Here is a 23016-nt window from a genome sequence, read left to right as displayed (position 1 = left end):
CCAAAAAGTGATAAAATTATAACTAATAAAAGGGGGATTCAAAATGTTTAATTTTAATAATGAAAAAATAAACCAGTTGGTTGTAAATTATATTAATTATACTGTTGATCCAAAGCATGATAATGAACAACAACAAAATAAACTTGATAGTAACAATTTATTTTATCAAATTGATACTCGTCAATTAAAAAATAGTATTAATGGTGTTATTAGTTCGCATCTAGCAACATCAGAACAATTTGCAAAAGCTGGTGAAATTATTGATGAATATTATTCAGAAAAAACACCATTTATTTGGTGTACAATTACAGTTGATAATAACCAAGCAGAACGTTCATTTTTTGAAAAAAATGGTTTAACATATTTGCAAACTGGAATTGGAATCATGATTGATTTAAAAACTTTTACCGCAAAAAATGAATTATTAAAAAACGAAAAATTTAATCCGATAACTGATCTAGCAATGTTTTACGAAGAAAAAAAACCCAAATTAATAACTACAACAAACCTTAAAATTATTAGTGATGCTGATTTACCATTAAAAGATTTACCAACTTCACAACCTAATCCTACATTAGATCAAGTTAACAATCTTTGCTATGCTGTAACCTTAACTAAAGATGAAACATCAATGACAACTGGGATTCTCTTTTTTGAGGCAACAATCGCTGTAATTAGAATTACTGACAATAATGATAATTCTGAAAATAAAAAGAAAATGTTAATGCATTTATTACACCAAGCAAAAAAAGCAAATTTCCAAACTGTTGGTATTGTGGTACCAGATAACCAAGTTGCTTGGTATCAAAAACTAGGTTTTGAGCCACAAGATTTATATTTTAACACTTATGTAATGCATTACTCACAAGAATAATGTTTTCTTAAATAAAGGGGAAAAGAAAAAGTAGAATGATTCTACTTTTTCTTTTCCCCTTTTAGAAATTTATTCATTTTCTTCTACTGTAATTACTTTTTCAGCAAGAGCATGAGCCATTCGAAATGGTTTATTATGCCCAGGTAACACATGTCATTTTGCATCTAAATTAGTAATGCGACGTAATTCAGTAATAAAGTAATTATCATTACACATAGCTCCTGTATAACCAGGACTTGTTTTATCAGGCATTAAACTAGCACCAGTTGTCACTAAATTTAGCGCTTTAATTCTTAACATTTGAGTTCCTACGGTATGACCAGGAATATGAAAAACTTCAATGTGATAACCAATTTCTTCAACAACAGTATCACCACTTAAAGCAACAATATTTGTTAATGGATAATTAATTCCTAGACCTAAAATTGCACCTGTCTCATCGTCAACCTTATGTTGCGACAATAATCGTAAATCAATTTTTTGAATATAAATTTTTAAATCTGGATATTCTTTTAAAACATTATCAAGGCCATCATAATGATCAATATGCCCATGTGTAATAAATAATGCTTTTAAGGTTAATTTTTTTTGTTTAATATATTCAATTGCTCTTCTTGTTGCATTTGATGCATCAATCATAATTGCCTCATTTTGATTATTAATAATTAAATAAACATTTTGGTTATCATATGTTGCATCTACAAAGTTTTTCATTTTTGCCATAAGTTTTTCTCCTTTATGAAATAATTCTATTGATCTGCTGCGCTAAACTCTTCAATAAAATAAGAGTTTTTTTCAATATAATTTAATAAATCTTCAATTGAAAATAAAATGTCATTAATATTATCATGGTCAAATCCCTTAATTTTATTAATATTCATTATATATAATTTTTGAATTAATTCATGTCCGTCATCTTGATGAAGAATTCTATAACCAAACCAACGGGCAATTCCTAATGCTGCCCCTCCTAAAATATAACTTAAAAAAGGATTAATATTAGGATTATCAAGATGTTCATCATGAAAAATTATTCGGATAAAATTGGTTTTAGTTATTTCCAAAATAATGGTTAATAATAAATTAGCATAATCAGTAATAGCAATTATATTTTCCCCATAAGCTTGGATTTCATCATCAATTTTAACAAAAACATTCATAATCCCTTTATATAAAGCTTTGAAAGAAACAACATCTTTTAAAGCAATATTAGGAATTAAATCTTGATAACGTTCAAAAGCAATCTTTGTTCCTCATACAGCAGTTGAATAAATACTTTCAAAAACTTCTTGCGATGGGCGATATCATTTAAAACATAAAATAATTTTAGCATCAACAGTCCCAGTTTTTTCTGCTAAAACCTTTTGGGTTAAAGTCATTGCTGTTTTATAATTTAAAGTTGCATCCTTTTTTGCTAATATTTTAATTAAATATTTTTTCTCCATAAATTTTATATGATCCTTTTGCTTTCAATTAATGTTATTATAACATTTTTTCCCTAAAAAAATCTTATTAACAAAATAGAACACAATTTAAATTCCTTTAATACTAGACTTTTATTAATAACTACAAAGAAAAAACCCTTTTCAAGGGGTTTTTATTGTTTTACTTTAAAATCAAAGAATGAATTAATTAGTAAAAGCAAAATCACGAACACTATAACGAGTTTTACCAGTAAAATCATTAAAATTTTTTTTATAAGTAATAGTAATTGCTGTAAAGCTTTCAAGATTAAATTCAGCATTTAATTTTTGTGCTAAATCATTTCATACTACACATTGCACTTCTTCACCATTATGTAAAACTCAAAATTCACATAAATCTCTTATTTGTCCATCTTTACTAGTAACTGTTTTTAATTGCGGTTGTTTTGATGCTAATAAAAACTTTTCATCGTTAATAAATTGTTCATTTTTTTTATTAAATCTGTGTTGTGGTTTATTATTATTATACATTCTTGCTGCCCTCCTTTCTTATTCAAATGAATATTTAAAATCATACTTTAAATTTTAAAAAGAAAAAAGGAAGATTTATTATATTGTCATATGAACAACAATATTATATCATTAAATTTTTTTTAAAAGATTATTTTGTAAAATATTCTCCTTTTTCTTTTCTATTAATATTGTCTTTTTACTTTTTAGGTTTTAATTTCTGAGCACATCATTTTTTAACATAATAAAATGGATAATCACTTAACATTCCACCTAATACAAGTAAATAATTTCATAACTCTCACATATTATGGGTATTTTGTGCATAATAATACATTGCTAAGATTGAACCAATAAAAGTAATCAAACAAGAACTTAATGCTAAAATAACTAAGATAATAAAAAGTGGTTTTTGATATAATGGCTCATACTTTGAATCATTAATCCGTAAATAAATTAAACTAAGCATTTAAATAAATTAAACTAAGCATTGTAATAAATTTTAAAACACTAACTGCTAAAATAAAATAATTTGTAACATTAAATAATGATGTTTATAAAATATAAATAACTGCTAATATAACTAAAAATAGCATTGCTAAGTATGGCATATTAGTTAGTTTTGTTGTTTTTTGAAAAAAAGCAAAAAAATCTTTTTCTTCACTCATTTTAAAAATCAACCACAAATGATAGACTAAAAATTGAATTTAATGAACCAACAAAAATAAAAATTGATAAAATCGAAAACAAATAATTCAAAACTGGTGGAATTGCTGGATTATTTATAATAGCATAATATCAAACATTATTAAATCCATTCGGCCCGATTCATGCCTGAGGTTTATTAATTGTTAGTAAACCAATTGCTAAAATAATATAAAGAATTACAATCATAATTGTAGCAATAATCATTGCCGGGGGAATATTTTTACGAGGATTAATAACTTCTCCACTAACATAGGTAATTGCTTCCATACTTGTATTACCATATACCATTACAATAATTAATACTAATACAATCGGTAAACCCTTTAGTAAGGCAAAAATAATTTGTGAATACCCACTACTCTTTTTAATCAATAGTTGCATTAAAACTAAACCAAATAAAATCAAAATCCCAAACATTTTACCATATAATTGATTTTATAATTTTAATAATGTCACAACAATATTCCCAAAAGCTAAACAAGCAGTTGCAACTGCTGTAGCACTAACAAATAACACCATAATTCATCCAAATCAAAATGAACAAGCATTCCATTTTGCTCGTTTAATTCAATAATAACTTTTCCAATTTTTAGAATACAATGTTGCACCCTCGGATAATAATAACATTTCTGGTAAAACTAATAAGCCCCCTAAAATTCATACAATAATAATTAAAATTTGTAGAAATTACACACATTTTGTATTTTTGGTTTTTACAGTTTTGGAAAGTAAATTTTTTTTAATATTTTTAATTAAGGAGTTGAAATTATGCAAATAAAACAATATTTTATTTTGCGGTCGCTAGTGAAAAAGTATGGTAAAGATAATGTTATTAATACTGTTAATAAGATTGCAAAAGATATTGAAATTAAAAAGTAAAAGAATAAATTATTCCGCGTAATTTATTAGCGGATAATTTATTCAATAATGTTTTTTAATGGAGCGAAGCGACAACGAGCGGATCGAGTTTGCAAATTTCAATTTTTTAATTTTTTAAAAGGGAGTTATATTGTGCCAACTTGATTAACAACAATATTTAGTATTATTATTTTATTGGAGATTTTTGCTTGAATTTGTTTATCAATTTATCAAAAAATTAAACAAATTCTAGGAAAGAAAAAAGATAAAAAATAATTGAAAGAAAGGAGGATAAAAAATAATGTTAGGTATGTATTTAACAACAGCAGTTAATTTTTTAGCAAATACACCTAAAACTATGACTGAGGGTATGACGGGTATTTGAACTGGTTTAACTAGTGCATTATGAAAAGTTAAAGAAGGTATAACAAATATTTTAACTGAGATAATGGTTTTTTAGGCGATGCGTGAATTATTTTAATTCCGTTTGCTATATTTTGTATTATAAAAATATTAAATTTTTTCCGTATTATGGTTAAAGGAGTTTAGTATTTATTATTTATCATATATTTTAACTGTGGCACACTAGTTTTTATATGTGATTTGATGTAAAAAATGAATTTATTAAATAGAAAAATGAACTTATTATATTTACTATTAAAGTTCTTAATAGTTATTTTCAGTGTGCCAATTTTTATTATTTTATATATTTAACAATGTTTATTAACAGTGTTTATTAAACATTAAATAAACAATATATTAGCATTATTTATAACATTGTTAATAATCAGTGTTTATTACAATAAATAAACATTATATAAACATTATTTATAACATTGTTTATTAAACAAATATTTAGTTAGGATATTATTTTGGATAATTTCTTTGTATTGTGTTGGTTTAATATTTTGATTGTTGTTTGCTTTGCAGTGTGTTTATTTTGTGTGATGATTGTGAAAAAATATTTTTTATCAGTTAAACGCTTTTCGGTTAGTTCAATTTATTTAAGATAATTCGTTGTCGGTAATTATTGGTAAATTAGGAACTGGAAAAACATTACTTTTAAATTATTTATCGCAAACTATGAAATTATTGACAGATGAAATTTATAGTAATTATCCGTTAGAAGATGATAAATTTAAAGTTTTAACATTTAAAAATTTAGATTTTACCGATAGAACAAAACCAGTTCCACCCGATGATAGTGTTATTTTATTTGATGAAAGTTATTTGTATATTGATGGAACTAGTCCTCACGATGAGAAAAAAGTTCATAGTGGTAAAATACCATGAATTGTTTTAGCGAGACATTTTGGTAATCGTGCGTTGTTTACTGCTCAGCGTGAGGGAATGATTTGAAACAATATTCGCCAGTTAGCAAGTGGAATTATTATTCCAATTTCATTGAAAAAACCTGTTGCTAAAAAAGGATTTAATTTTTTTAATCGTTTCTTTATTATGCGAATTGGAATTTTCCAAGATATAACCGATTATGAAATTTGAAAAACAAAATCAGTAGAACAAACAGCATAAGGTAAACGAGTAAAACATAAGTCGAATGTTGGATTAGGAATTCGGTTTTTTAAAATAATTATTCCGCTTGAATTTGCCAATAAGTATGATAGTCAATGATTAAAATTTGTGCGTGATTTAAAAAATGATGAAATTATTAATAAAAAAGAATATTATTGGTCAGAAATTACTAAATTAAGTGTTAAAGAACGATTGGAGTTATTTGATATTGATATTTTGAAAAAGAATTTAAAACCTAAAAAAGAGAAAGGAAATAGTAAAGATGATTAATTTATTAGTTGAAAATAATAATAGTAATTGAGACAAGATTTTTAGTTTTGTTTTTGATATATTTTTGTTTATTTTTGATGTAATTTGAAATACAAAATTACCAATGACAAATACGTCGATTGCTTATTTTTTAATCTTTTTTATGGTTATTAAGTTATCAATTTACGCAATTCACGACACATCAACACAGTATAATAATTTAGGTTCAACAGTTAATAATGGTGTTTCGCAAGTATATTCATCAACTGTACGAAAAGGTATTAATGTTGGTAAAAATGTTTATCAGAATAGTAATAAGCAACAAGTTAAACGAGAAATTAAACGTCAAAATATTAGACAACAAGCAAAAATTAAAAGAGGTGTTAAATAATGATTAAATTAGTTTTATTGGTGGCGGCAATCGCTATATTTGGAACTGGTTTTATTACTGTTATTATTAATCAATTTACATCAGCAAAAAATATTATTATGGATTTATATAATTCTGATACTTGGTTGATTTGATTATTTGGCAGAATGGCAGTTTTGTTTAGTCATCCGTTAATGTTAACAATATCGAGTTTATATATTGTTGGGTTTATTGTTTCAAAAACATTGTATAGTTAGGAGTTAAGTTTATGAAAAAATCGTTATCTTTATTTGCCATATTTATTTTAAGTTTTTTAGGTTTGGTTATTCCATTTATTACTTTAACGGCGTTTAGACCGTTAAATGGAGAACATTATACACTTAAACAAGAGAAGAATAGTATTGATAAAGGTATTAATGAAACTGATTTTATTAATACAATGTTTTTACGCAGCATTTTTTTTGAAAATTGGTCGGAGACAAATTATTTTATTAATCCAACTTTAAAAACATCAAAAAAATTATTGTTTAATGATAAATGGTATTTGGATTTTTTACAAGATAGTTATTCAACGGGAGTTGTTTATGATAAACCAAGTTCATCTTTTTTTTACTATTTTCTGGTGGTTGTTGTGGAGTATATGATAGTTCTGGTTTATTATTTTCTTTGTTTTCATTGTTATTATTTTTTTTATTACAACTGTGGTATACTACAATAATAATTAAAATTGGATTAAATTGTGCTTGAAAAGCAACTTACCCAAACGAAACTAAAATTGAAGAACCCAATGTGGCTGAAATGGCTAAGGATAAAATTTGTCAAAAGCCATTTTTTTGTAATTTCATTATTTTTTCCTTTCTTGTTGTATTAAAAATGTTTTAATTGCTGCTAAATAACTTTTATGACCTTTTGAAATTTCTTCAACATATCCTAAATTTAATAATTATAAAAACTGACTTTGTCCTAATGGTTCTGATTTAATTTTCTGAGTATAAAATTCTTTACTCATAAAATAAGGGACAAAATCATCATTAGTACCATGAAAAAATAACATTGATAAATTTTTTAATCGTTATGTATGTTTTAATAAATCATAATGGCAAAGATTAAAACCAAGTTATTGTTTAAATTTCTTTCTTAAACCAAAACTAATTAATCATCAACAACTCTGATAACAATATTGCATCACATACCGAAATTGTACTAATAAGTTACTAAACCCACAATCACTAATTGATCATTTAATTAAAGCATTTTGGTATCCATGATCTAGTAAATATTTTGTTAAACAAGCCGCTCCCATACTATTTCCAATTAAGCCAATTTCATTGACAGTAAAATTATTTGTTATCCATGCAATAACATCATTTAAGTTTTCTGCATTTAAATAACCAATCCCACTATATTTTCCGGCGCTTAAACCGTGTGCAACACTATAAAATGTCAAAACATTATAACCTTTTTGATAAAAATAATAAACTTGTCGTAACGATAAGTATTTTTTTTCTGTTCACCCATGTAAACCAATTACTCACTTTTGAGAATGTAGATGTTGTAAATAAAGAGCACTAATGAATTCTTGTTGTTGGTTTAAAATTGTTATGGTTTTCATTTGTGTTTCTTATATTGTGTTAAAACAAAAATTTAATTGCTTTAATTCTTTTGCAATAAGATCTTGATGATATGCTTCAAAACTATTAAAATCAAAACTTTTTAAATTCATTGTTAACATCCCAGTTCGTTGATAATTTTGGGTAAAATTAAAAAAATATCGCACATATTTTTTTGAATAATATTCATCATCAATTAAAACAAAATTATCAATACCCATTAAGAATAATTTTTTTTACTTGGTTTTTTTGTAACTACTTTCATTTTTTCCCTTTCATCAATACAACAAGAATAATTTATTTAAGATATTATTTTTTACAAAAAACTTAATTAAACTTTATTGATAATTTGTATTAATAACCTTCATTCTAATCCACTACGATAAAAAAATTTGTTCAATTACATTAGCAATACCATCATGGTCATTATCATCAGTTACTAAATCAGCAATTGTTTTAACATCATCAGGAGCATTCCCCATTGCAACACCAATTCCAGCTCATTTTAACATTGCAACATCATTATGTTCGTTCCCAAAAGCTAACACATTTTTTCTTGTTAATTGGTACTTCACACAAATTTTAGCAATTCCAGTTGCTTTATTAACATTACAACTAGTAATTTCTAACGATGAACGATCTGCACGAATTTCTTGGGAAATTTCAATCTTTCCTTGTCATTTTGTTACAAACCGATTAATATCAGGAGTATAACTACTAATATAAATTTTATTAACATTAATATTAAAATCAGCGGAATATAAACATGCTGTTACTTCATCTTTAACGGCAGCAAAACTTGCTAAATAACTTTTGGTTATTTTATCTTCAAATCCTTTACAATGTAAAAGGATTTTATTAAATGAAGACTGATCAGCATCAAACATAATTAATGTTTCTAAATCAAGTTTAATAACATCTAAATAAATATCTCGCAATAACTGTTGATTCAAAAAATCACAAAACAAAATTTCTTTTGTGGCATTATTTGTTACAACAGACCCATTTAAACTAACAGTAAAATCATCGCTATCAGTTAAACCTAACTTTGCGACAATATTCTTGCATTGATATAAAGGGCGACCTGTTGCAATGACTAATTTAATATCTTTGCTAACTAATCCTTTTAAAACTTGCAAAGTACGTGGGGACATTTCCCCGTTAGAATTTAAAGCTGTTCCATCTAAATCAACAGCAATTAATTTAATATCTGGCATAATCATTTTTCTCATATATAACATAATTATAATATATTTTATAAAAGTTTAAACATTTATTTTTAAAATTAAATTATATAAAATGAAGTACAACAAGTCTTTATTAATTAAATAATATAATAAAAATTACAAAAATAAACCATAAATTCAAAAAAATTAAAAATATTATAAATACATATTTTATTATTTTAATGACATATTTAATAATTTATCAAATTGTAATTTATCATTAATGTTCTCACTCAATAAAATATTATTAAAGTTTTGTAATTTTAACGCAAAAAAATTTCTTTAGCACTTATTCAAGTTAAACACGGTCGGAGTTTATCATTTATAACATTAACTACTTAATTTATTTTTTGTTAACTAACATTATTAAAATCAGTTCCAGAAGGAAATCATTTTCTAAATTCACGGTTAATTCTTTCAATTAATGGTTTTTGTTGTGGTGAACCAGCATCACAAAAATATATTTGTGTTTCAACAAATATTTCCATTTATCGTCATTTGCTAAATTCTTTCCCTCTATCTGTTATTATTCCTTTTATTTTTGCAATTAAATTATTATTTATAACAATATCTTTAAAATTTTCAAAAACTTTATTAGCAGTATGATTTTCTAATTTTAATCCCAATTCACCCAAACAAATTCATTTATACAATGTTTTAACAGAAACCGGAAATTTAACTCCAAATTTCAAAAAATAACGATAAATTAATTGCTCAGGTATATCACATCAGGTATATCACAATATTTATTAAGTCTAATTTTCATAAAATTAATCTGTTCTTCCGTAAATTTACATCTTTTATTATTCTTTTTTTCTTTTCTTATAATACATTTTATATGACTTATAAGCACTATATTCTTTAATAGTTTTAAATCTCTTAATTTCTCGTAAATAAGTATTATTAATATTATATTAAAAATATTTTTTAAAGATAGGGAAAAAAGAAAATGGAGTTAAACCAAAATTTGTTAGGAAATTATAAAGAAAATAAAAAATTAGAAACAAAAAATAAAATTACAAATTTATTAATTGAAAAATATAATGATATATTTAGATTATATCAACAAGGGAAAATATTACAAGAATATAAGGTAGTAACAAAATTACCCAAAACAATTAAAACAGAATACGGAGATATTCCTATAAAAAGAAGATTATATGTTAAATATGATAAAAATAAAAAAGAAAATATTAATTATTACCCATTAGATGAAGAATTGGGTTTAAAAAAATATGAAATAATTGAAAAAAATTTAAAAGATAAATGTATATCTTTTATGGGTGATGGAAAAAGATATAGAGATATTTTGCATACAACAGAAAATGCTAACATTAGTGAAAAAACAATATCTAATATTTTTAAAAATGCTGATACAATTAGATATTAAATTATATTCAGCATTTAAAAATCGTTTTTATACCATTAATAATTATGGTAGTGTTTTTAATTATGATTTTTCGGTTTCTAATGATTATAATATTAAGTTAAATTCTGGTTATGTTTTTGGTGGTGATTTACAAAATAAATATGGTTTGCAATATAAAAAAATTGAAGAACAAAAAATCGGTTATAATGTTTTTGAATTGCAAGCTCAAAAAGAGAATGATATGTACCGATATTATGATTTTAATTTTGGGATTTATAATTGACAAGAGATAAATAGTGGTGGTTTATTCCCTGATAAGCAATGATGACAAGTACAATATGTAACGCCTGAGGGTTGATGAGATTTTGGTGCTCATATTAAAAATGCCGTAATTTGAATTGTTAATACTATTCCGGGAGTTAAACAAGTTAACGAGTTAGCGAGTGGTGTTGGTAGGGTTTTTGAGACAGTATATAGTTTTTTTAGTCAAATATTCGAAGTATGAAAATTTAATCCCGCATTGTATAGTACAATAACAAATATCTTTTTATTAATTATTTTTATGAAATTTGTGCGATTAATATAAAAAAGGAACTGTTATTTAGTTCCTTTTTGTTCTTTTCAGTCAGTAATTTCACCAGTGTTTTTGTTGATTGTTGGTGTTTCAGGTTCACCATTACCATACGCGACGTTCTCCTTTAAAAATAAATTATCTTATCTAAAATAAATCATTACTATTAACTATACGCTATTTTTACTGTTTTTAAATCCTATTAATGAATTAAAATAAAACTATGGTTCTAAACCATAGTTTTATTAAATCCTGTTAACTTTCCATCATAATAATTTCTTGAATATTTAATTGATTAATTTTTTTCATTGAAATAAAATACGAGATAACATATAAAATAATAATTCCTCCTAAGATAATTGGTAATGTAATTAGTCCTGTTCCAATTGGAACATAGAAATTAAAGAACATTAAAATCCGATAGGTAATTGTCCATGCTAAACCTCAAGTGATAAAATATCCCAGTAATCAACCAACAACAGCAAAGGAAATAAAAATTCCTAATGTTAAATTATTAATTTCTCAACGACTATAACCTTGTACTTTCATTGTTGCAATAATTTTAATAAACTTTTTAATAAAGAGATCAATTGCAAAATATAATGTAATAACAGAAACCATAATGATAATGACAATAAAAATTAAAGCAACTGATAGGGCAACAATAATAACCCGACTCATAATTTTGGCTTTAATACCAACATAATCAGCTGTCAAAACAGATGAGTTATAGGAAGTCGTAAAATTATTTAATGATAAATCACCATTTGTTGATGATAACGCATAACGATTAATTTGATCAGATGGTTGTAATTCGGTTGTATATTTTCCATTGTATCATTGCATTATATTTAAATTATTATCAATTTTATTTATTGGAAATGAATTAATTTTATTAGCATCAATGATGCTAATAAACAAGCGTGGTGTATCATAAGTTGAAATGCTTTTAACAATTTTAACTTTAACTGGCTTTTGTGTTAAAGATGGTGCTGCTTTAATAAAATTATTATCAACAGCAGCTTGGTATCATGTTGTTGGAATTCCATCAATAAAATCGCCACTATATGTTTCACCAAAACTAAAATTATATGGTTTAATAACTCAGTACTCTTTATTATCAACTCGTTCTTTTCGAATAATTTTATTTCCGTCAACTGTTAATTCTTTTAATAAAATCCGTTGAAGACCATTACTTAATGTAATTATTTTTTTACTTCAAATTGCTTCCATAGCAGAATTCGTTGGAATCCATAATTCAACATTATTTAAATTATGATATTCACTCTTCGGATCAGCAGTAACATAATATTTTGTTTGTGAACTTGTATTATAAGTAAAATAACTTTTATCTAATGAATACAAACTTTGATAATTATTTACATTTCATCCAACAGCATTACCACTTAAATTATATTTTCAATTTTGATATTTTAAATCTGTATTATTGTTAGTAAATTCTGCTCATTCATGTTGACCAGTATTATATTGCAATGTTGTTACTTCAGGAGTTAATTCAATTTCCTCTCCAACATTAAGATTTAAACTATGTAATGCAGTAACATTCGCAATTGTATTAATTACGATACCATTATTATTTTCTAAAATAGCACGATCAACGGATGATAATTTTAACATTTTTGTATTTGGATTAATTCCATAAATAGGAAATTGCTTATCATTATATGTTCCATCAAAACTAGTAAAAACATCATCAGTTTCTGGATTATAACTCATTGTTCCAATTCCTAATGCAAAATTATTTGCTCGATCCGGATTTTTATTTCAATCTTCTTTAACTGCAGCCGGGATAATCCCATTTGTTGCTTTACTAAAACATGTTCTTCATAACCCAGGATAATGTTCCTTATCAGTAAATGGTGGGTATGGAATTGCCCCAATGCCTAATGCTTTTGGTAATACGGTACATAAAATTTCTGATACTAAAGTTCGAACACTATCACCAGTTGAAGAATTTTTTACTAAATTATTTAAATAATTAAAAATTCCTAATGATAAATTAGTTCCTGATAAAGTAACAAAATTATAAGATAACATATCTTTTAAAATCCCAGCTACAGTTGGCTCTTGTTTCACCGCTTTTAATGGTTTAATTATTGCTCCTCCATCAATACTATAGTAATTTGCTAGTGGTGTTATCCCACCAATGGGATATAAATCTTGTTCAATTAAATCAGTTGACTTAGGAACATTATCAATTCCATTTCATGCATAAGTTTTATAATAAGAAAACGGATTATTACTTATGACATTACTGTATTTAACTTCACTACCATATTTAATGTTTTTATAATAATTTGTATTAAAATTTTTTGCATAGACTGGTGCTAATAATGAGACAGTCAAAGTAAATGTCACTAAGGCAAAAATTCCTAAATAAGTAAATGCTTGTTTTAGTGAAGTTGATAAAAGAACCATCCGTAAACTACCCACAAAAGTTTTAAAATGGAAACTACGTACAGTACGAGCCAAACTATTATTAACTTTTAAATCACGCATTGGATGAATTAAACTTAAAACTTCTTTTTTATTAATTGAAAAATAACAAGTAATAAAAGTAATTAATGATAATAAAATAACAAAGAACCCAATTAGGAAAAGTAAAATCATTCAGTTTCAAGTAAAACTCCAATTAATTATAAAAAACATATTAAATAATTTTACAATAAATAATTGGACGGTAATTCCAACTAATCAACCGGTTGGTACTGCAATTAAAATACTAACCATTAAAATGCTTCAATAGGAAAGTGCAATTTCATGTAAATAATAGCCAGCAGCTTTTAACATTCCAATTTGTGGTGACTCACGTTTAATCATTTCTTTAATAATAATATATGAAACAACAAATAATGTTATGGCAAAAATAATAATGAAGAATAAGCCAATATAAATGTAAACATTAATTGTTTTTGCTAATAAATCATAGCGTAGTGTTAATGAACTTGTTACTTCTTTTGGTTCAAAAGCACCAATTGAAGGATCATTGCCGAGTGGTGTTGAATTCTTGGTTAGCATTTGAACATAAAAATCTAATTGATTAGGATTATTTGCATAATATTTTTTAAAAATTTCTAAATTTTCGGTTGGTCTATTTGTTAAACTTTTTAAGAATACTCGCGAATTATCCTTTAAACTAATTAAACCTTTATTATTATCTTCTGCTAATAAAGACATTCCATAAGACGATAGATAAATGACAACATCCGTTTTAAAATCAGGAATAAAATCAGTTTCATAAATAGTTGGATAAATATTTAAAGTATCACCAGCACTTGCCCCAATTGTAAATGTTCGTTCGCCAATTTGGATATTATCACGCAAATTTTTATGATGTGCTTTTAGATAATTAGGACTAACAACAGCATAATAATTGCTAATTGTCGATTCATTTAATGATGGTCCTGACCACTCATTAACTTTATCAAAAAGCTTTAATTGTTCTTCTTTTAATAAATCATATAAACCAATTACTTTATATTTTAAATTATTAGCAATATCCCAAGTTGTAACTTCTTGTCGAATTGCAATATCAAAATTGCTAACAACGCCCAGCATTGTATAATAAGTCTGTACAAAATTAAGAAAAGAACTTCGTTCACTATAATTACCAAAAAAATTAACTTTATTAAATAAATCACCAATAACCATTCGGGCTTCATTAATTCCTGTTTGATTTAATTTATCAATATATTGCCACGGTGATTGTGCTAAATATTGAATTCGTGTTTCCTTGTTTCCACTTGTATCAATTACATTAAAACGAGTAGCAACGCCAAAACTACCACGAAGTCCTTTTTCAAATAAAGTATTTTCTGAAATATTAGTTACCACTGTTTTATTATCTTGTTTTCCCAATGTTAAAGTAATATCAGGAATATCAAATTTAGTAAAATCATTATCAACTGTTTTTAAATTATAATCTCATCGTTTAATTGCTCGTTGTTCGGAAGTTGCTTTTCCATTAATAAAATTAGCAATACTTACTTTAATTTCTTCATTCGTTGCATTACTTTGCTTTTTTAAAAAACTAGTATTAATATAGTCCGTAATAATTTCTAAAAAGTTCTTATATATTTGCGTTGTATAAAATAGTTTAAAATATTGGTCAGCTAAAAAATTATAACCCATTGCTCGTAATTTTGCTATTAATGAGTTTTGATAATTTGGCGCAGTTGTTCGTAATGTTAAATTTAATGTTAAATTACTAATTTTATCATTTGTTAATTTAAAATTAATATCAGATGGTTTTAATTCAGTAAAAACATCTGTCGCTGCTGCACCAATTGTAATTTTTGGATATGTTAATTTATTATCATTGTTTTCTACTAAAACATATTCTGTATCAAAAGCAAAACTTGGAGTAATTGTTTGCATATTTGAATTTTCAAAATCCATTGCTGAATAATGAAATGAATAATTATAATCAAAACTACCATAACCCATTTGTCGATTTGCTGATTGTAAACTAGTGACCGTTGTAAATAGACAAGAAGTAATAATTGAACAAATAAAAATCAAAATAAGCAATGAAATGAATTGCCCTTTTGCTTTAATTATTCCTAAAATCCCTTGCTTCATTAACAATATTTTTTTCATGTTTAGCCCTTATATTCGACTTTTAATCATTTTCAATTGCATCATAATAACGTTTTCATTGCCCGCTACTATCTTTTGCAAATCATTGAATATTAGAAATTACTCAATATTGATGACTATCATCACCAGGATTAATATTCATTCAAGTTACTTTATATTTATAATGCACTTTTTGGTAATTATTTCCTAGCCCATCATATTTCATAAATCAATCCAAATCATGATTACCTAATGCATTTAAATAAGCTGCATTTAAATCTTGATAAGTCTTAATGCCTGCTTTTGAAACATATCATTTTTGATGTAATTCTAAATTAGCAGCAACATCAGCATCACCTGTTCCTTGATATTCAATATCATACGATAATTTATTTTCTTCTAATTTACCATTGCTAATATTTCAATTTGCTCCTAATAATAAAGTATTTGAATAGTCATATAAAGCATTATTAATTGCTAAGAAATCTTTTCGTGTTTCTGAATTTGGATCAAAATATAATTTGTTTAATAATGCCCTTACTGGTTGCGCACTATCATTAAACCATGTAAATGCTAAATCCATAAATGAACCCTTTGCTGGTATCGATGGGTCATCACTACCTGTTAATAATTGTGCAATTTTTGTTTGATTTTGTTCTTGGTCACTTGCTTCTGATCATGGCAACTTGCTAACTTCTGTTAATGCATTAGCATTTTGTAAGATTCCTTTTGATAAAACAACAAAAAAACGATTAATATCATTAACACTTAAGGTTCCTAAACCACCTTTTGATTTTGATAACATCATTTTTGACATTGACTGTAATACTACTTTAAATCCAGGAGTAACTTTATTAGCAGCAAGTGTTAAAAAACTACTAATTGAATTATTTGCTTCTTCTTGGCGTTCTAAATCTGCTTTAGTATATAAATCATCAAGATATTTTCCAAAATCAATAAATAATTCAGCCAAAGATTTTGTTGAATCATCTTTTTTAAACAATAAATCAGCTAATTTTAAGTTTGGTGTTTTACCATTTCAAATTGCATTACGATTTTTATATTGATCTTCTGGATTAGCTAAGTTCAGTTCCGGTTTCATTGGTTTTACTGCTAATAAATCACTAAAAACTTGTGATTGTTTAGTGAAAAAATCATCAATTTTTTGTTGAAATGCTTGTCTTTCAGTATTATCTTTACATAAAAGTTGCAACGCTTTTGTTACCCCAAATTTTGCAAAAAGATAATTTTCATTTTTTTTTGTTGGGTCATTAGGTAATTTAGGAGAAGCAAAAATCTGATAATAAATAGCTCCTAAAATACTTCCCATAAATGTTCCATCACTATCTTTTGATAAAGCTAAAAATTTGTTCAATTGATTAATATATGCTTTTGATTGTGAACGGTCTGTAAACATATCCGCCATTGAAATTAACTGTAAAATTATTGCTAATTTATCTTGCTCTTCTGATTTTTGAGCTGTTTTAAATGGGCCTCCTGTCGCAAATTTTTGATTATTAATAAGGAAGCTTTGATTTGTACTTGTATCAAATGTAATATCTTTTGTTGCCAATGGATTATAATCCAATTTTAAATTATAAAAATAAGTTGCACGTGACATCTCAAACATTGCTTTATTACATGCATCAATAATGTTTTGATTAATTCTTTTATCATCACATTTAGTTGGTAAAATTTCCTTTGCAGTTGAATAACTTGACATTGGTCCGCCATCAAATCAATAATTTAACATATTACTATTTTCTGCTAAATTAGGAATTGTCGGTAACGGGTCTTTATCAGAATAATCAGGAATTTTTTTATTAGTTTGTTTTTCTGTATTATATAATTCATTATCTAATAAATTCATATAATCATAATTTGATGATAAAGTTTTTAACGGCATTCCATCATTTTTATTTAAATATTTACCCCGATAGTAATCAATATCAACAATATTACAATCCTTATCTTTATATGAATCAGGTACTCGCATTAACATTTGTAACATTGAAGGTGTATATGTATTTAAATTTTCATGTCGATTCGCAATTGTTAGTTTTGTAAATAATGTTGTTTGTAAAATTTTTGATTTTAATGGTCCATTAGGTAAATTTTCAACTGATGAATCTTTATATTTGTCTTCTACAACTTTTGTCTTAATTTTACAACTAGCAGTAAGAGCTGGCGTTGCTACTAACGTTGCTACTACTAAAATATTAAGTAACTTTCGCATTATTATTCCCTCTTTTCTTTTTATAATTAATAAATAATTAATAAATAACTAAATCATTGAATTAGTAAAATAAATTAATTCTTATTTTATTCTTGAAGGATTCATCTTCAACCATTAATTTCATTTCTTAAGAATTTATTTGGTAAATTTTCTAAACCATTTTTTTCACTAATATTAAAAAAACGAATATTATTTAACAATAATAAAAGTGAAACAAGTTGAATTGAATTATCATCATTAATTTGTCATAAATTTTTCATTGTTTTCTTGGCAGTTTTTATTAAGAAAAATAAATCTAATAAACATAAAACTTTAATTATTTTTAAAATAATTTTAAAAAACAATGAACGATCTAAAATTTTTAAGTCTGCTGAGCCATTTTCAAAATTACTAATTAAAATTAAGAAATTTAAAATTTGTGAAGCAAAATCATGTAAAAATGTTGTTTTTAAATCAAATAAATAAAAAAATGTAATAATAAAAACAATTGAAATATTTTTTATTAATCATAATGCTAAAATATGATTATTATTAATATGATAAAAACAATTTCACAATTTCTTTGTTATTAAAAATGAAAACAACAATGAGAACAAAACTAACATAACTAATTTTAAAGTATAGTTTAAAAATTGTTTATTTATTAAGAAAATAATTGCAATAAAAAATTGTATAACTAAAATAGTGCTAAGATAAATACTAGTATCTGTTTTACTTGCATAAATTTGTAAAAGAATGATTTGTAAAATTAAAATCACAATAAATTCACTAATAATAAAAGTTACATTAAAGAAATATTTTGCTGTTAAAGATTTTGCTTTATTTTTTATAGAGCGAATAGTAAAAAAATATTTTACAATCTTTAAAACAAGATAGAATAAAATAAAATTAGTAAGAAAAATTATTGCAATACGTTCCAATAACGGATTAAAGAAAAATGAAATTGAATTTAGGATATTAAAATTTGATCATTCATGTAATAAATTCATTTTTCTCTCCTCACAAATTTCAATATAATCCGATATTGCTTAATAACTATAATAAAGCAAAAAATAGAAAAAACAAGATACTGACTCTTGTTTTTTAAAAAAATAAGGTGCTTTTATTTAAATAAAAAGACTCTTATTATAAAAATTTAAAATATCTTGATAAATCTCCTTTTTAATTGGCTCATTCAAAATCTCATGACGAGCATTTAGATATAATTTAACTTTAACTTTTTTTCCTGCCTTTTTATATAAATTAACAGTCTTCATAACCATTTTTCCATATTTCCCAACTGGATCATCAGCACCTGCAATATAAACAATTTAAAAATTACATTAGTATAAAAAAAGTCTAGCATTTTTGCTAGACTTTTTTATTTAATTTCATAATTCTCATAAATTTTTATACATTCTTCTTTTGAAATAATTTTATTTTCCATTAAAATTGATAGCATTTCTGTTCTTTTTATATCATTTAAAGAATTAAAATAATTAGATTTAATATATTTATTTTTAAAATCCTCTCTTGTAATAGTTTTTGATACAAGAGGATAGTGAGATTTTCATAAATTCCATCATTGTGTCATAATTATATTTTGAAAACCATTAACATTATCATCTGTTAAAAAATATAATTCTTTTAAACTAATAAGTTTAGATTTAAGATAGTCCATACACTTAAAGCGTCATTGTGTTTTTCCATTAAGATATTCAATATATGTTTCATCTTTTTCTAATAAATTAATAAAGTCTTGTTTTAATTCATTCATTTTTCCACCCCTTTGATTAAATTAATAAAGAGGTAAAAACCTTATTATTCTTACTTGAAATTATTATTTATTGATATATAATTACTAATAAGAATGATGGGGGTCATTCTCTTTTTTTATTTAACTAAGATAATAATATCACATTATTTTACTAATACAATATATTTTGTATATAAATACTAAACTTAATATATTTCATTGCTAATATACCCCTTAAAACACGTAATAAAGGTATTTACAAACAAGTAAATTTATATATAATTTAACTAATAAATAAATAAGGAAACTACATATGAAAAGATTATTAAGTTTATTTGGTGCAATATCATTAGTGGGAGCAAGTACAACAAGTTTAGTTGCTTGTGATACACAATATACAGAAGATGAATTAAAACAATTAAAAGCAGAAAACCAAATAAATACTACTAACCAAGAAATTAAAGACAATTTAGAATGAATAGCACCACAAGAACAACCATTTAATGAAGTTGATAATAAATATTATTATGTTATTGCTAGAAATAGCATGAATAATAATTGAAAATTATTTAAATTAAAAAATTATGGTGAAAAAGGTAGCGGTTTAAAAACAGATTGAGGTGAAAGACCTGTTGGATTTATTTTTACTATAAATAATGACATTTTATTAGCAACTGGCAATTTATTAGATAATTCAACAGAATATATATGAGGTAAAGGAAAATATTATAAAAACTATATAAAATCAGTTTATCGTTGAAATGGTGAAGAACAAAATGTACCTGTTTTAGATATTGATGAAAATGGTAATATAAAAGTTAATGGTGAATAAAAAGAGATATAAAATCTCTTTTTATTTTTACCTTGGTTTAAATGTAATTTTAACAGGGTTATCACTTTTATTTCTAATACCCAAAACATTAGGATTAGATACATCTATCGTAATATTTTTATCATTACCAAGATATGTTAATTTTGAAGGTTTTAAGTCTTTACCTGATAATATTGCAAGTACTTTTTTTGAAAATCTAATTTTTAATTTTACATCATTTGTATAATATGCTTGTAAATATGTTTCTTTAATTTTATCACTAATATTATCAGATAATTTTGTTATTTGTAATAAAAATATAATATATGCTTCTTTATTATTAATTTTATATATATTTTGATAATTTCCACTTGGTAAGCCATTAGTTTCAGAAGTATCAAATGTTTGAATATCATAAGTTATATTATTTGTGTACAAAATTTTTGTATTTGGAAAATTAACATTATCAATTTGTGAACCACCACTTTCTTGTAAAGTAATATTTGCTAATGAACCTATGTTATGGTCACATTTTTGACCTTCTAATAAATTAACACTTCTATTAGGAATAAAATTCTCTATATTTGGTTGTGCACATTTAACTTGTAAATTACCTAAATTACTTATTTCTATAGTTTTATAAGAACTTTTAAATTTTTCAATACTTTGAATTGTTGGGTCAATTTGTCTTAAATCAATTTCAGTTTCATAATAAGCATATTCAAAATCACCAGAAAATAAAGTTGGTGGATATTCAATTAAATTTTTGCATTGTGCTGGTGCTGTTATTTTAGTTTTTAATGGTAGTATTACATCAGAAGGCATAATATTTTTGGTATAAACTTGATACTTATATGGTACTGGTGGTAATACATATTGTGGGTAATTAAAAGTTGGTAGTTCATAATCATGGGGTAATAAAAAACTAGTTTTATAATTAGTTGTCATATCACGTAAATAATTATTTAAAACACTTTTTGTTTTACCTCTAAAACTTCATACTGATAATCTTAAAAAATCTTCTTCATTATTAGTATAAGGATTATCAGCATAAAAGATAATTTCAAAATTACCTTTATATAATGCTTGAATTGAAAACATATCAATTATATAACTACAATTTGCACCATCAGGTGTTTGTAAGAATTCACAATCATTATCTTTTTCACTATCACTAACTGCTGTTTGTGCATCAACTGCTTTAGTTTGTTCATTAATTAAATAAACTCTATTAGTTTTTTTATTTAATTGTTTTAAATTATAAGTTGAATAAATTAATTCACTAGTTGGTGTACCATCTTTATTTAAAACAGTACCTTTTAATTTATCAGTTAATAAAGTTGTAAAACTAAAACTAGTAGCATTAGCACCAATCAAAGCACCAACTTTATCATTACCTTGTTCTCTAAATATTTCAAAAGGTAAATAACCAGCAGCAGCAGATTTAGACCCTCAAAAAGCATCATTATAAAAACTATAAACATTAGCACTCATAAACCCATTAAGTCATGGAAAATTAGGTCATTTATCATCTTGAGTAATTGTTAAATTACCAATTCAATCTCATGGAATACCAAAAGAAACAAAATTTAAGAATTTACCAACAGCAGGAATAGTAAAAGGATTAAATACTAATTTTTGTGTATAGTTTAATGGTAATGTAGTAATTTGTCGATTAATAAAATTATTCATATTTAAAATATCTCAAATATTACATGAACCCATTTTATTATATTCAATTTGAACTTGACCAATAGTATTACCAAATTCATCTTTTCTTCTAAAATAAGATGATGCTTGTGTACTAATAATATTATCAACACTACCACTATTTACTTTTACTTTTGCTGGGGGTGTTATTTTTCAATGCTTAGACCAATAGGGTTTAGAATTTGCACCTTCTTCATTAATAGTTGTTCCAACAGTTGGATTAGTTGCGGTTGATGTTGTTTTATCAGTTATTACCATACCTTCATTATTTTTTTCAATTCAAAAATCAGACATTGATTGAATATGTTCTTTTCAATCTTTATAACCAGTAATAATTGTTGGTTGTATACCTTGAATATTATATCAACTTACTTCGGGTGATGCATAAGTATTTATTTTATCAGGTGGAGCAGGATACATGTTATACATTAATAAATCACGAGAATTCATTACTTTTTTATTAAATTCACCTTTAATAATTGGTCGCCCAATAACAGGCATATCAAATAAAATAGGATTACCATAAAATTTAACTGCCATTGCTCTAACACCAGCATCTTTTAATAAGATATCATCTAATTCAACAATGCCTTTATTTAGTTTTTCATCATAAGTTATTTTAG

General features: G+C 24.8%; 22 protein-coding genes and 5 pseudogenes. 10 read left to right on the top strand and 17 right to left on the bottom strand.

Annotated features, from left to right (window positions below; all coding sequences use genetic code 4):
* Positions 1 to 43 precede the first annotated feature (43 nt).
* The gene (locus tag SKUN_RS02210; protein ID WP_053390677.1) at positions 44 to 874 is read left to right on the top strand and encodes a GNAT family N-acetyltransferase; all 831 of its coding nucleotides are present in this window, start codon (positions 44 to 46) and stop codon (positions 872 to 874) included.
* Positions 875 to 943: 69 nt separating this feature from the next.
* On the opposite strand, the gene SKUN_RS02205 is transcribed toward SKUN_RS02210, so the two are convergent.
* From SKUN_RS02205 to SKUN_RS10315, 6 genes are all read right to left on the bottom strand, one after another.
* Positions 944 to 1597, bottom strand: a complete 654-nt coding sequence (locus SKUN_RS02205; protein ID WP_053390676.1) for an MBL fold metallo-hydrolase — start codon at positions 1595 to 1597, stop codon at positions 944 to 946.
* A gap of 26 nt (positions 1598 to 1623) precedes the next feature.
* A complete protein-coding gene (locus tag SKUN_RS02200; RefSeq protein WP_053391569.1) occupies positions 1624 to 2319 on the bottom strand; it encodes a hypothetical protein in 696 nt (231 codons plus the stop codon).
* 183 nt (positions 2320 to 2502) lie between these two features.
* Positions 2503 to 2829 (bottom strand): hypothetical protein, encoded by a 327-nt coding sequence (locus SKUN_RS02195; RefSeq protein WP_053390675.1) that lies wholly within the window; start codon positions 2827 to 2829, stop codon positions 2503 to 2505.
* A 178-nt stretch (positions 2830 to 3007) separates the two neighbouring features.
* A complete protein-coding gene (locus SKUN_RS10325; RefSeq protein WP_235511292.1) occupies positions 3008 to 3277 on the bottom strand; it encodes a hypothetical protein in 270 nt (89 codons plus the stop codon).
* A 200-nt stretch (positions 3278 to 3477) separates the two neighbouring features.
* On the bottom strand, positions 3478 to 3933 hold the full coding sequence (locus tag SKUN_RS10320) for an APC family permease (RefSeq protein WP_235511291.1): 456 nt from the start codon (positions 3931 to 3933) through the stop codon (positions 3478 to 3480).
* 18 nt (positions 3934 to 3951) lie between these two features.
* Positions 3952 to 4143: a hypothetical protein gene (locus SKUN_RS10315; RefSeq protein WP_235511290.1), complete on the bottom strand. Its 192-nt coding sequence runs from the start codon at positions 4141 to 4143 to the stop codon at positions 3952 to 3954.
* 300 nt (positions 4144 to 4443) lie between these two features.
* On the opposite strand from SKUN_RS10315, the gene SKUN_RS10310 reads away from it, so the two are divergent.
* The 6 genes and pseudogenes from SKUN_RS10310 to SKUN_RS02160 all read left to right on the top strand — a co-directional run.
* Positions 4444 to 4650 (top strand): hypothetical protein, encoded by a 207-nt coding sequence (locus SKUN_RS10310; protein ID WP_053390674.1) that lies wholly within the window; start codon positions 4444 to 4446, stop codon positions 4648 to 4650.
* A 25-nt stretch (positions 4651 to 4675) separates the two neighbouring features.
* The gene (locus SKUN_RS10305; RefSeq protein ID WP_235511289.1) at positions 4676 to 4834 is read left to right on the top strand and encodes a hypothetical protein; all 159 of its coding nucleotides are present in this window, start codon (positions 4676 to 4678) and stop codon (positions 4832 to 4834) included.
* A gap of 395 nt (positions 4835 to 5229) precedes the next feature.
* A pseudogene (locus tag SKUN_RS11560) lies at positions 5230 to 6177 on the top strand (hypothetical protein); the annotation flags it as partial.
* Positions 6170 to 6547 carry a hypothetical protein gene (locus SKUN_RS02170; RefSeq protein ID WP_053390673.1) on the top strand — a complete coding sequence of 126 codons (378 nt, stop codon included), beginning with the start codon at positions 6170 to 6172 and terminating at the stop codon, positions 6545 to 6547. The pseudogene SKUN_RS11560 and the gene SKUN_RS02170, both read left to right, overlap by 8 nt.
* Positions 6547 to 6783 (top strand): hypothetical protein, encoded by a 237-nt coding sequence (locus SKUN_RS02165; protein WP_015967964.1) that lies wholly within the window; start codon positions 6547 to 6549, stop codon positions 6781 to 6783. Before SKUN_RS02170 ends, SKUN_RS02165 begins: the two co-directional genes overlap by 1 nt.
* Before the next feature lie 11 nt (positions 6784 to 6794).
* A pseudogene (locus SKUN_RS02160) lies at positions 6795 to 7145 on the top strand (spiroplasma phage ORF1-like family protein); the annotation flags it as partial.
* A gap of 498 nt (positions 7146 to 7643) precedes the next feature.
* On the opposite strand, the gene SKUN_RS10290 reads toward SKUN_RS02160, so the two are convergent.
* The 5 genes and pseudogenes from SKUN_RS10290 to SKUN_RS11725 all read right to left on the bottom strand — a co-directional run.
* Complete coding sequence (locus tag SKUN_RS10290; RefSeq protein WP_235511286.1) at positions 7644 to 8138, bottom strand: alpha/beta fold hydrolase; 495 nt, start codon at positions 8136 to 8138, stop codon at positions 7644 to 7646.
* A 9-nt stretch (positions 8139 to 8147) separates the two neighbouring features.
* Positions 8148 to 8357, bottom strand: coding sequence for a hypothetical protein (locus SKUN_RS10285; protein WP_235511285.1), 210 nt, complete (start codon positions 8355 to 8357; stop codon positions 8148 to 8150).
* A gap of 156 nt (positions 8358 to 8513) precedes the next feature.
* Positions 8514 to 9353: a Cof-type HAD-IIB family hydrolase gene (locus SKUN_RS02150; protein ID WP_083436087.1), complete on the bottom strand. Its 840-nt coding sequence runs from the start codon at positions 9351 to 9353 to the stop codon at positions 8514 to 8516.
* A 272-nt stretch (positions 9354 to 9625) separates the two neighbouring features.
* Positions 9626 to 9982: pseudogene (locus SKUN_RS11730) on the bottom strand (transposase); the annotation flags it as partial.
* Positions 9983 to 10012: 30 nt separating this feature from the next.
* Positions 10013 to 10264: pseudogene (locus SKUN_RS11725) on the bottom strand (IS30 family transposase); the annotation flags it as partial.
* A 47-nt stretch (positions 10265 to 10311) separates the two neighbouring features.
* On the opposite strand from SKUN_RS11725, the gene SKUN_RS02140 reads away from it, so the two are divergent.
* Together SKUN_RS02140 and SKUN_RS02135 are read left to right on the top strand one after the other, a co-directional pair.
* Positions 10312 to 10752: a UPF0236 family transposase-like protein gene (locus tag SKUN_RS02140; protein ID WP_053390670.1), complete on the top strand. Its 441-nt coding sequence runs from the start codon at positions 10312 to 10314 to the stop codon at positions 10750 to 10752.
* A pseudogene (locus tag SKUN_RS02135) lies at positions 10736 to 11317 on the top strand (spiroplasma phage ORF1-like family protein); the annotation flags it as partial. The gene SKUN_RS02140 and the pseudogene SKUN_RS02135, both read left to right, overlap by 17 nt.
* 240 nt (positions 11318 to 11557) lie before the next feature.
* Here the strand turns inward: SKUN_RS02135 and SKUN_RS02130 are convergent.
* From SKUN_RS02130 to SKUN_RS02115, 5 genes are all read right to left on the bottom strand, one after another.
* Positions 11558 to 15910 (bottom strand): ABC transporter permease, encoded by a 4353-nt coding sequence (locus SKUN_RS02130; RefSeq protein WP_158500742.1) that lies wholly within the window; start codon positions 15908 to 15910, stop codon positions 11558 to 11560.
* Between the two features lie 34 nt (positions 15911 to 15944).
* On the bottom strand, positions 15945 to 18137 hold the full coding sequence (locus tag SKUN_RS02125; RefSeq protein WP_053390667.1) for a hypothetical protein: 2193 nt from the start codon (positions 18135 to 18137) through the stop codon (positions 15945 to 15947).
* Positions 18138 to 18223: 86 nt separating this feature from the next.
* Positions 18224 to 19126, bottom strand: a complete 903-nt coding sequence (locus SKUN_RS02120; protein WP_053390666.1) for a hypothetical protein — start codon at positions 19124 to 19126, stop codon at positions 18224 to 18226.
* A gap of 117 nt (positions 19127 to 19243) precedes the next feature.
* On the bottom strand, positions 19244 to 19399 hold the full coding sequence (locus SKUN_RS08225; RefSeq protein ID WP_235511283.1) for a hypothetical protein: 156 nt from the start codon (positions 19397 to 19399) through the stop codon (positions 19244 to 19246).
* A gap of 98 nt (positions 19400 to 19497) precedes the next feature.
* Positions 19498 to 19893 (bottom strand): hypothetical protein, encoded by a 396-nt coding sequence (locus SKUN_RS02115; protein ID WP_053390665.1) that lies wholly within the window; start codon positions 19891 to 19893, stop codon positions 19498 to 19500.
* A gap of 292 nt (positions 19894 to 20185) precedes the next feature.
* Here SKUN_RS02115 and SKUN_RS02110 point away from each other — a divergent pair, with 292 nt between their 5' ends.
* Positions 20186 to 20704 (top strand): lipoprotein, encoded by a 519-nt coding sequence (locus SKUN_RS02110; protein ID WP_053390664.1) that lies wholly within the window; start codon positions 20186 to 20188, stop codon positions 20702 to 20704.
* A gap of 27 nt (positions 20705 to 20731) precedes the next feature.
* On the opposite strand, the gene SKUN_RS02105 is transcribed toward SKUN_RS02110, so the two are convergent.
* Complete coding sequence (locus SKUN_RS02105) at positions 20732 to 22933, bottom strand: hypothetical protein (protein ID WP_053390663.1); 2202 nt, start codon at positions 22931 to 22933, stop codon at positions 20732 to 20734.
* Positions 22934 to 23016: the final 83 nt, after the last annotated feature.

It is taken from the genome of Spiroplasma kunkelii CR2-3x (genome assembly GCF_001274875.1).
In the GTDB taxonomy this organism is placed as follows: Bacteria; Bacillota_I; Bacilli_A; order Mycoplasmatales; family Mycoplasmataceae; genus Spiroplasma; species Spiroplasma kunkelii.
Note: the sequence above shows the minus strand (reverse complement) of the source record. Positions and strands in the feature narration are given on the sequence as shown.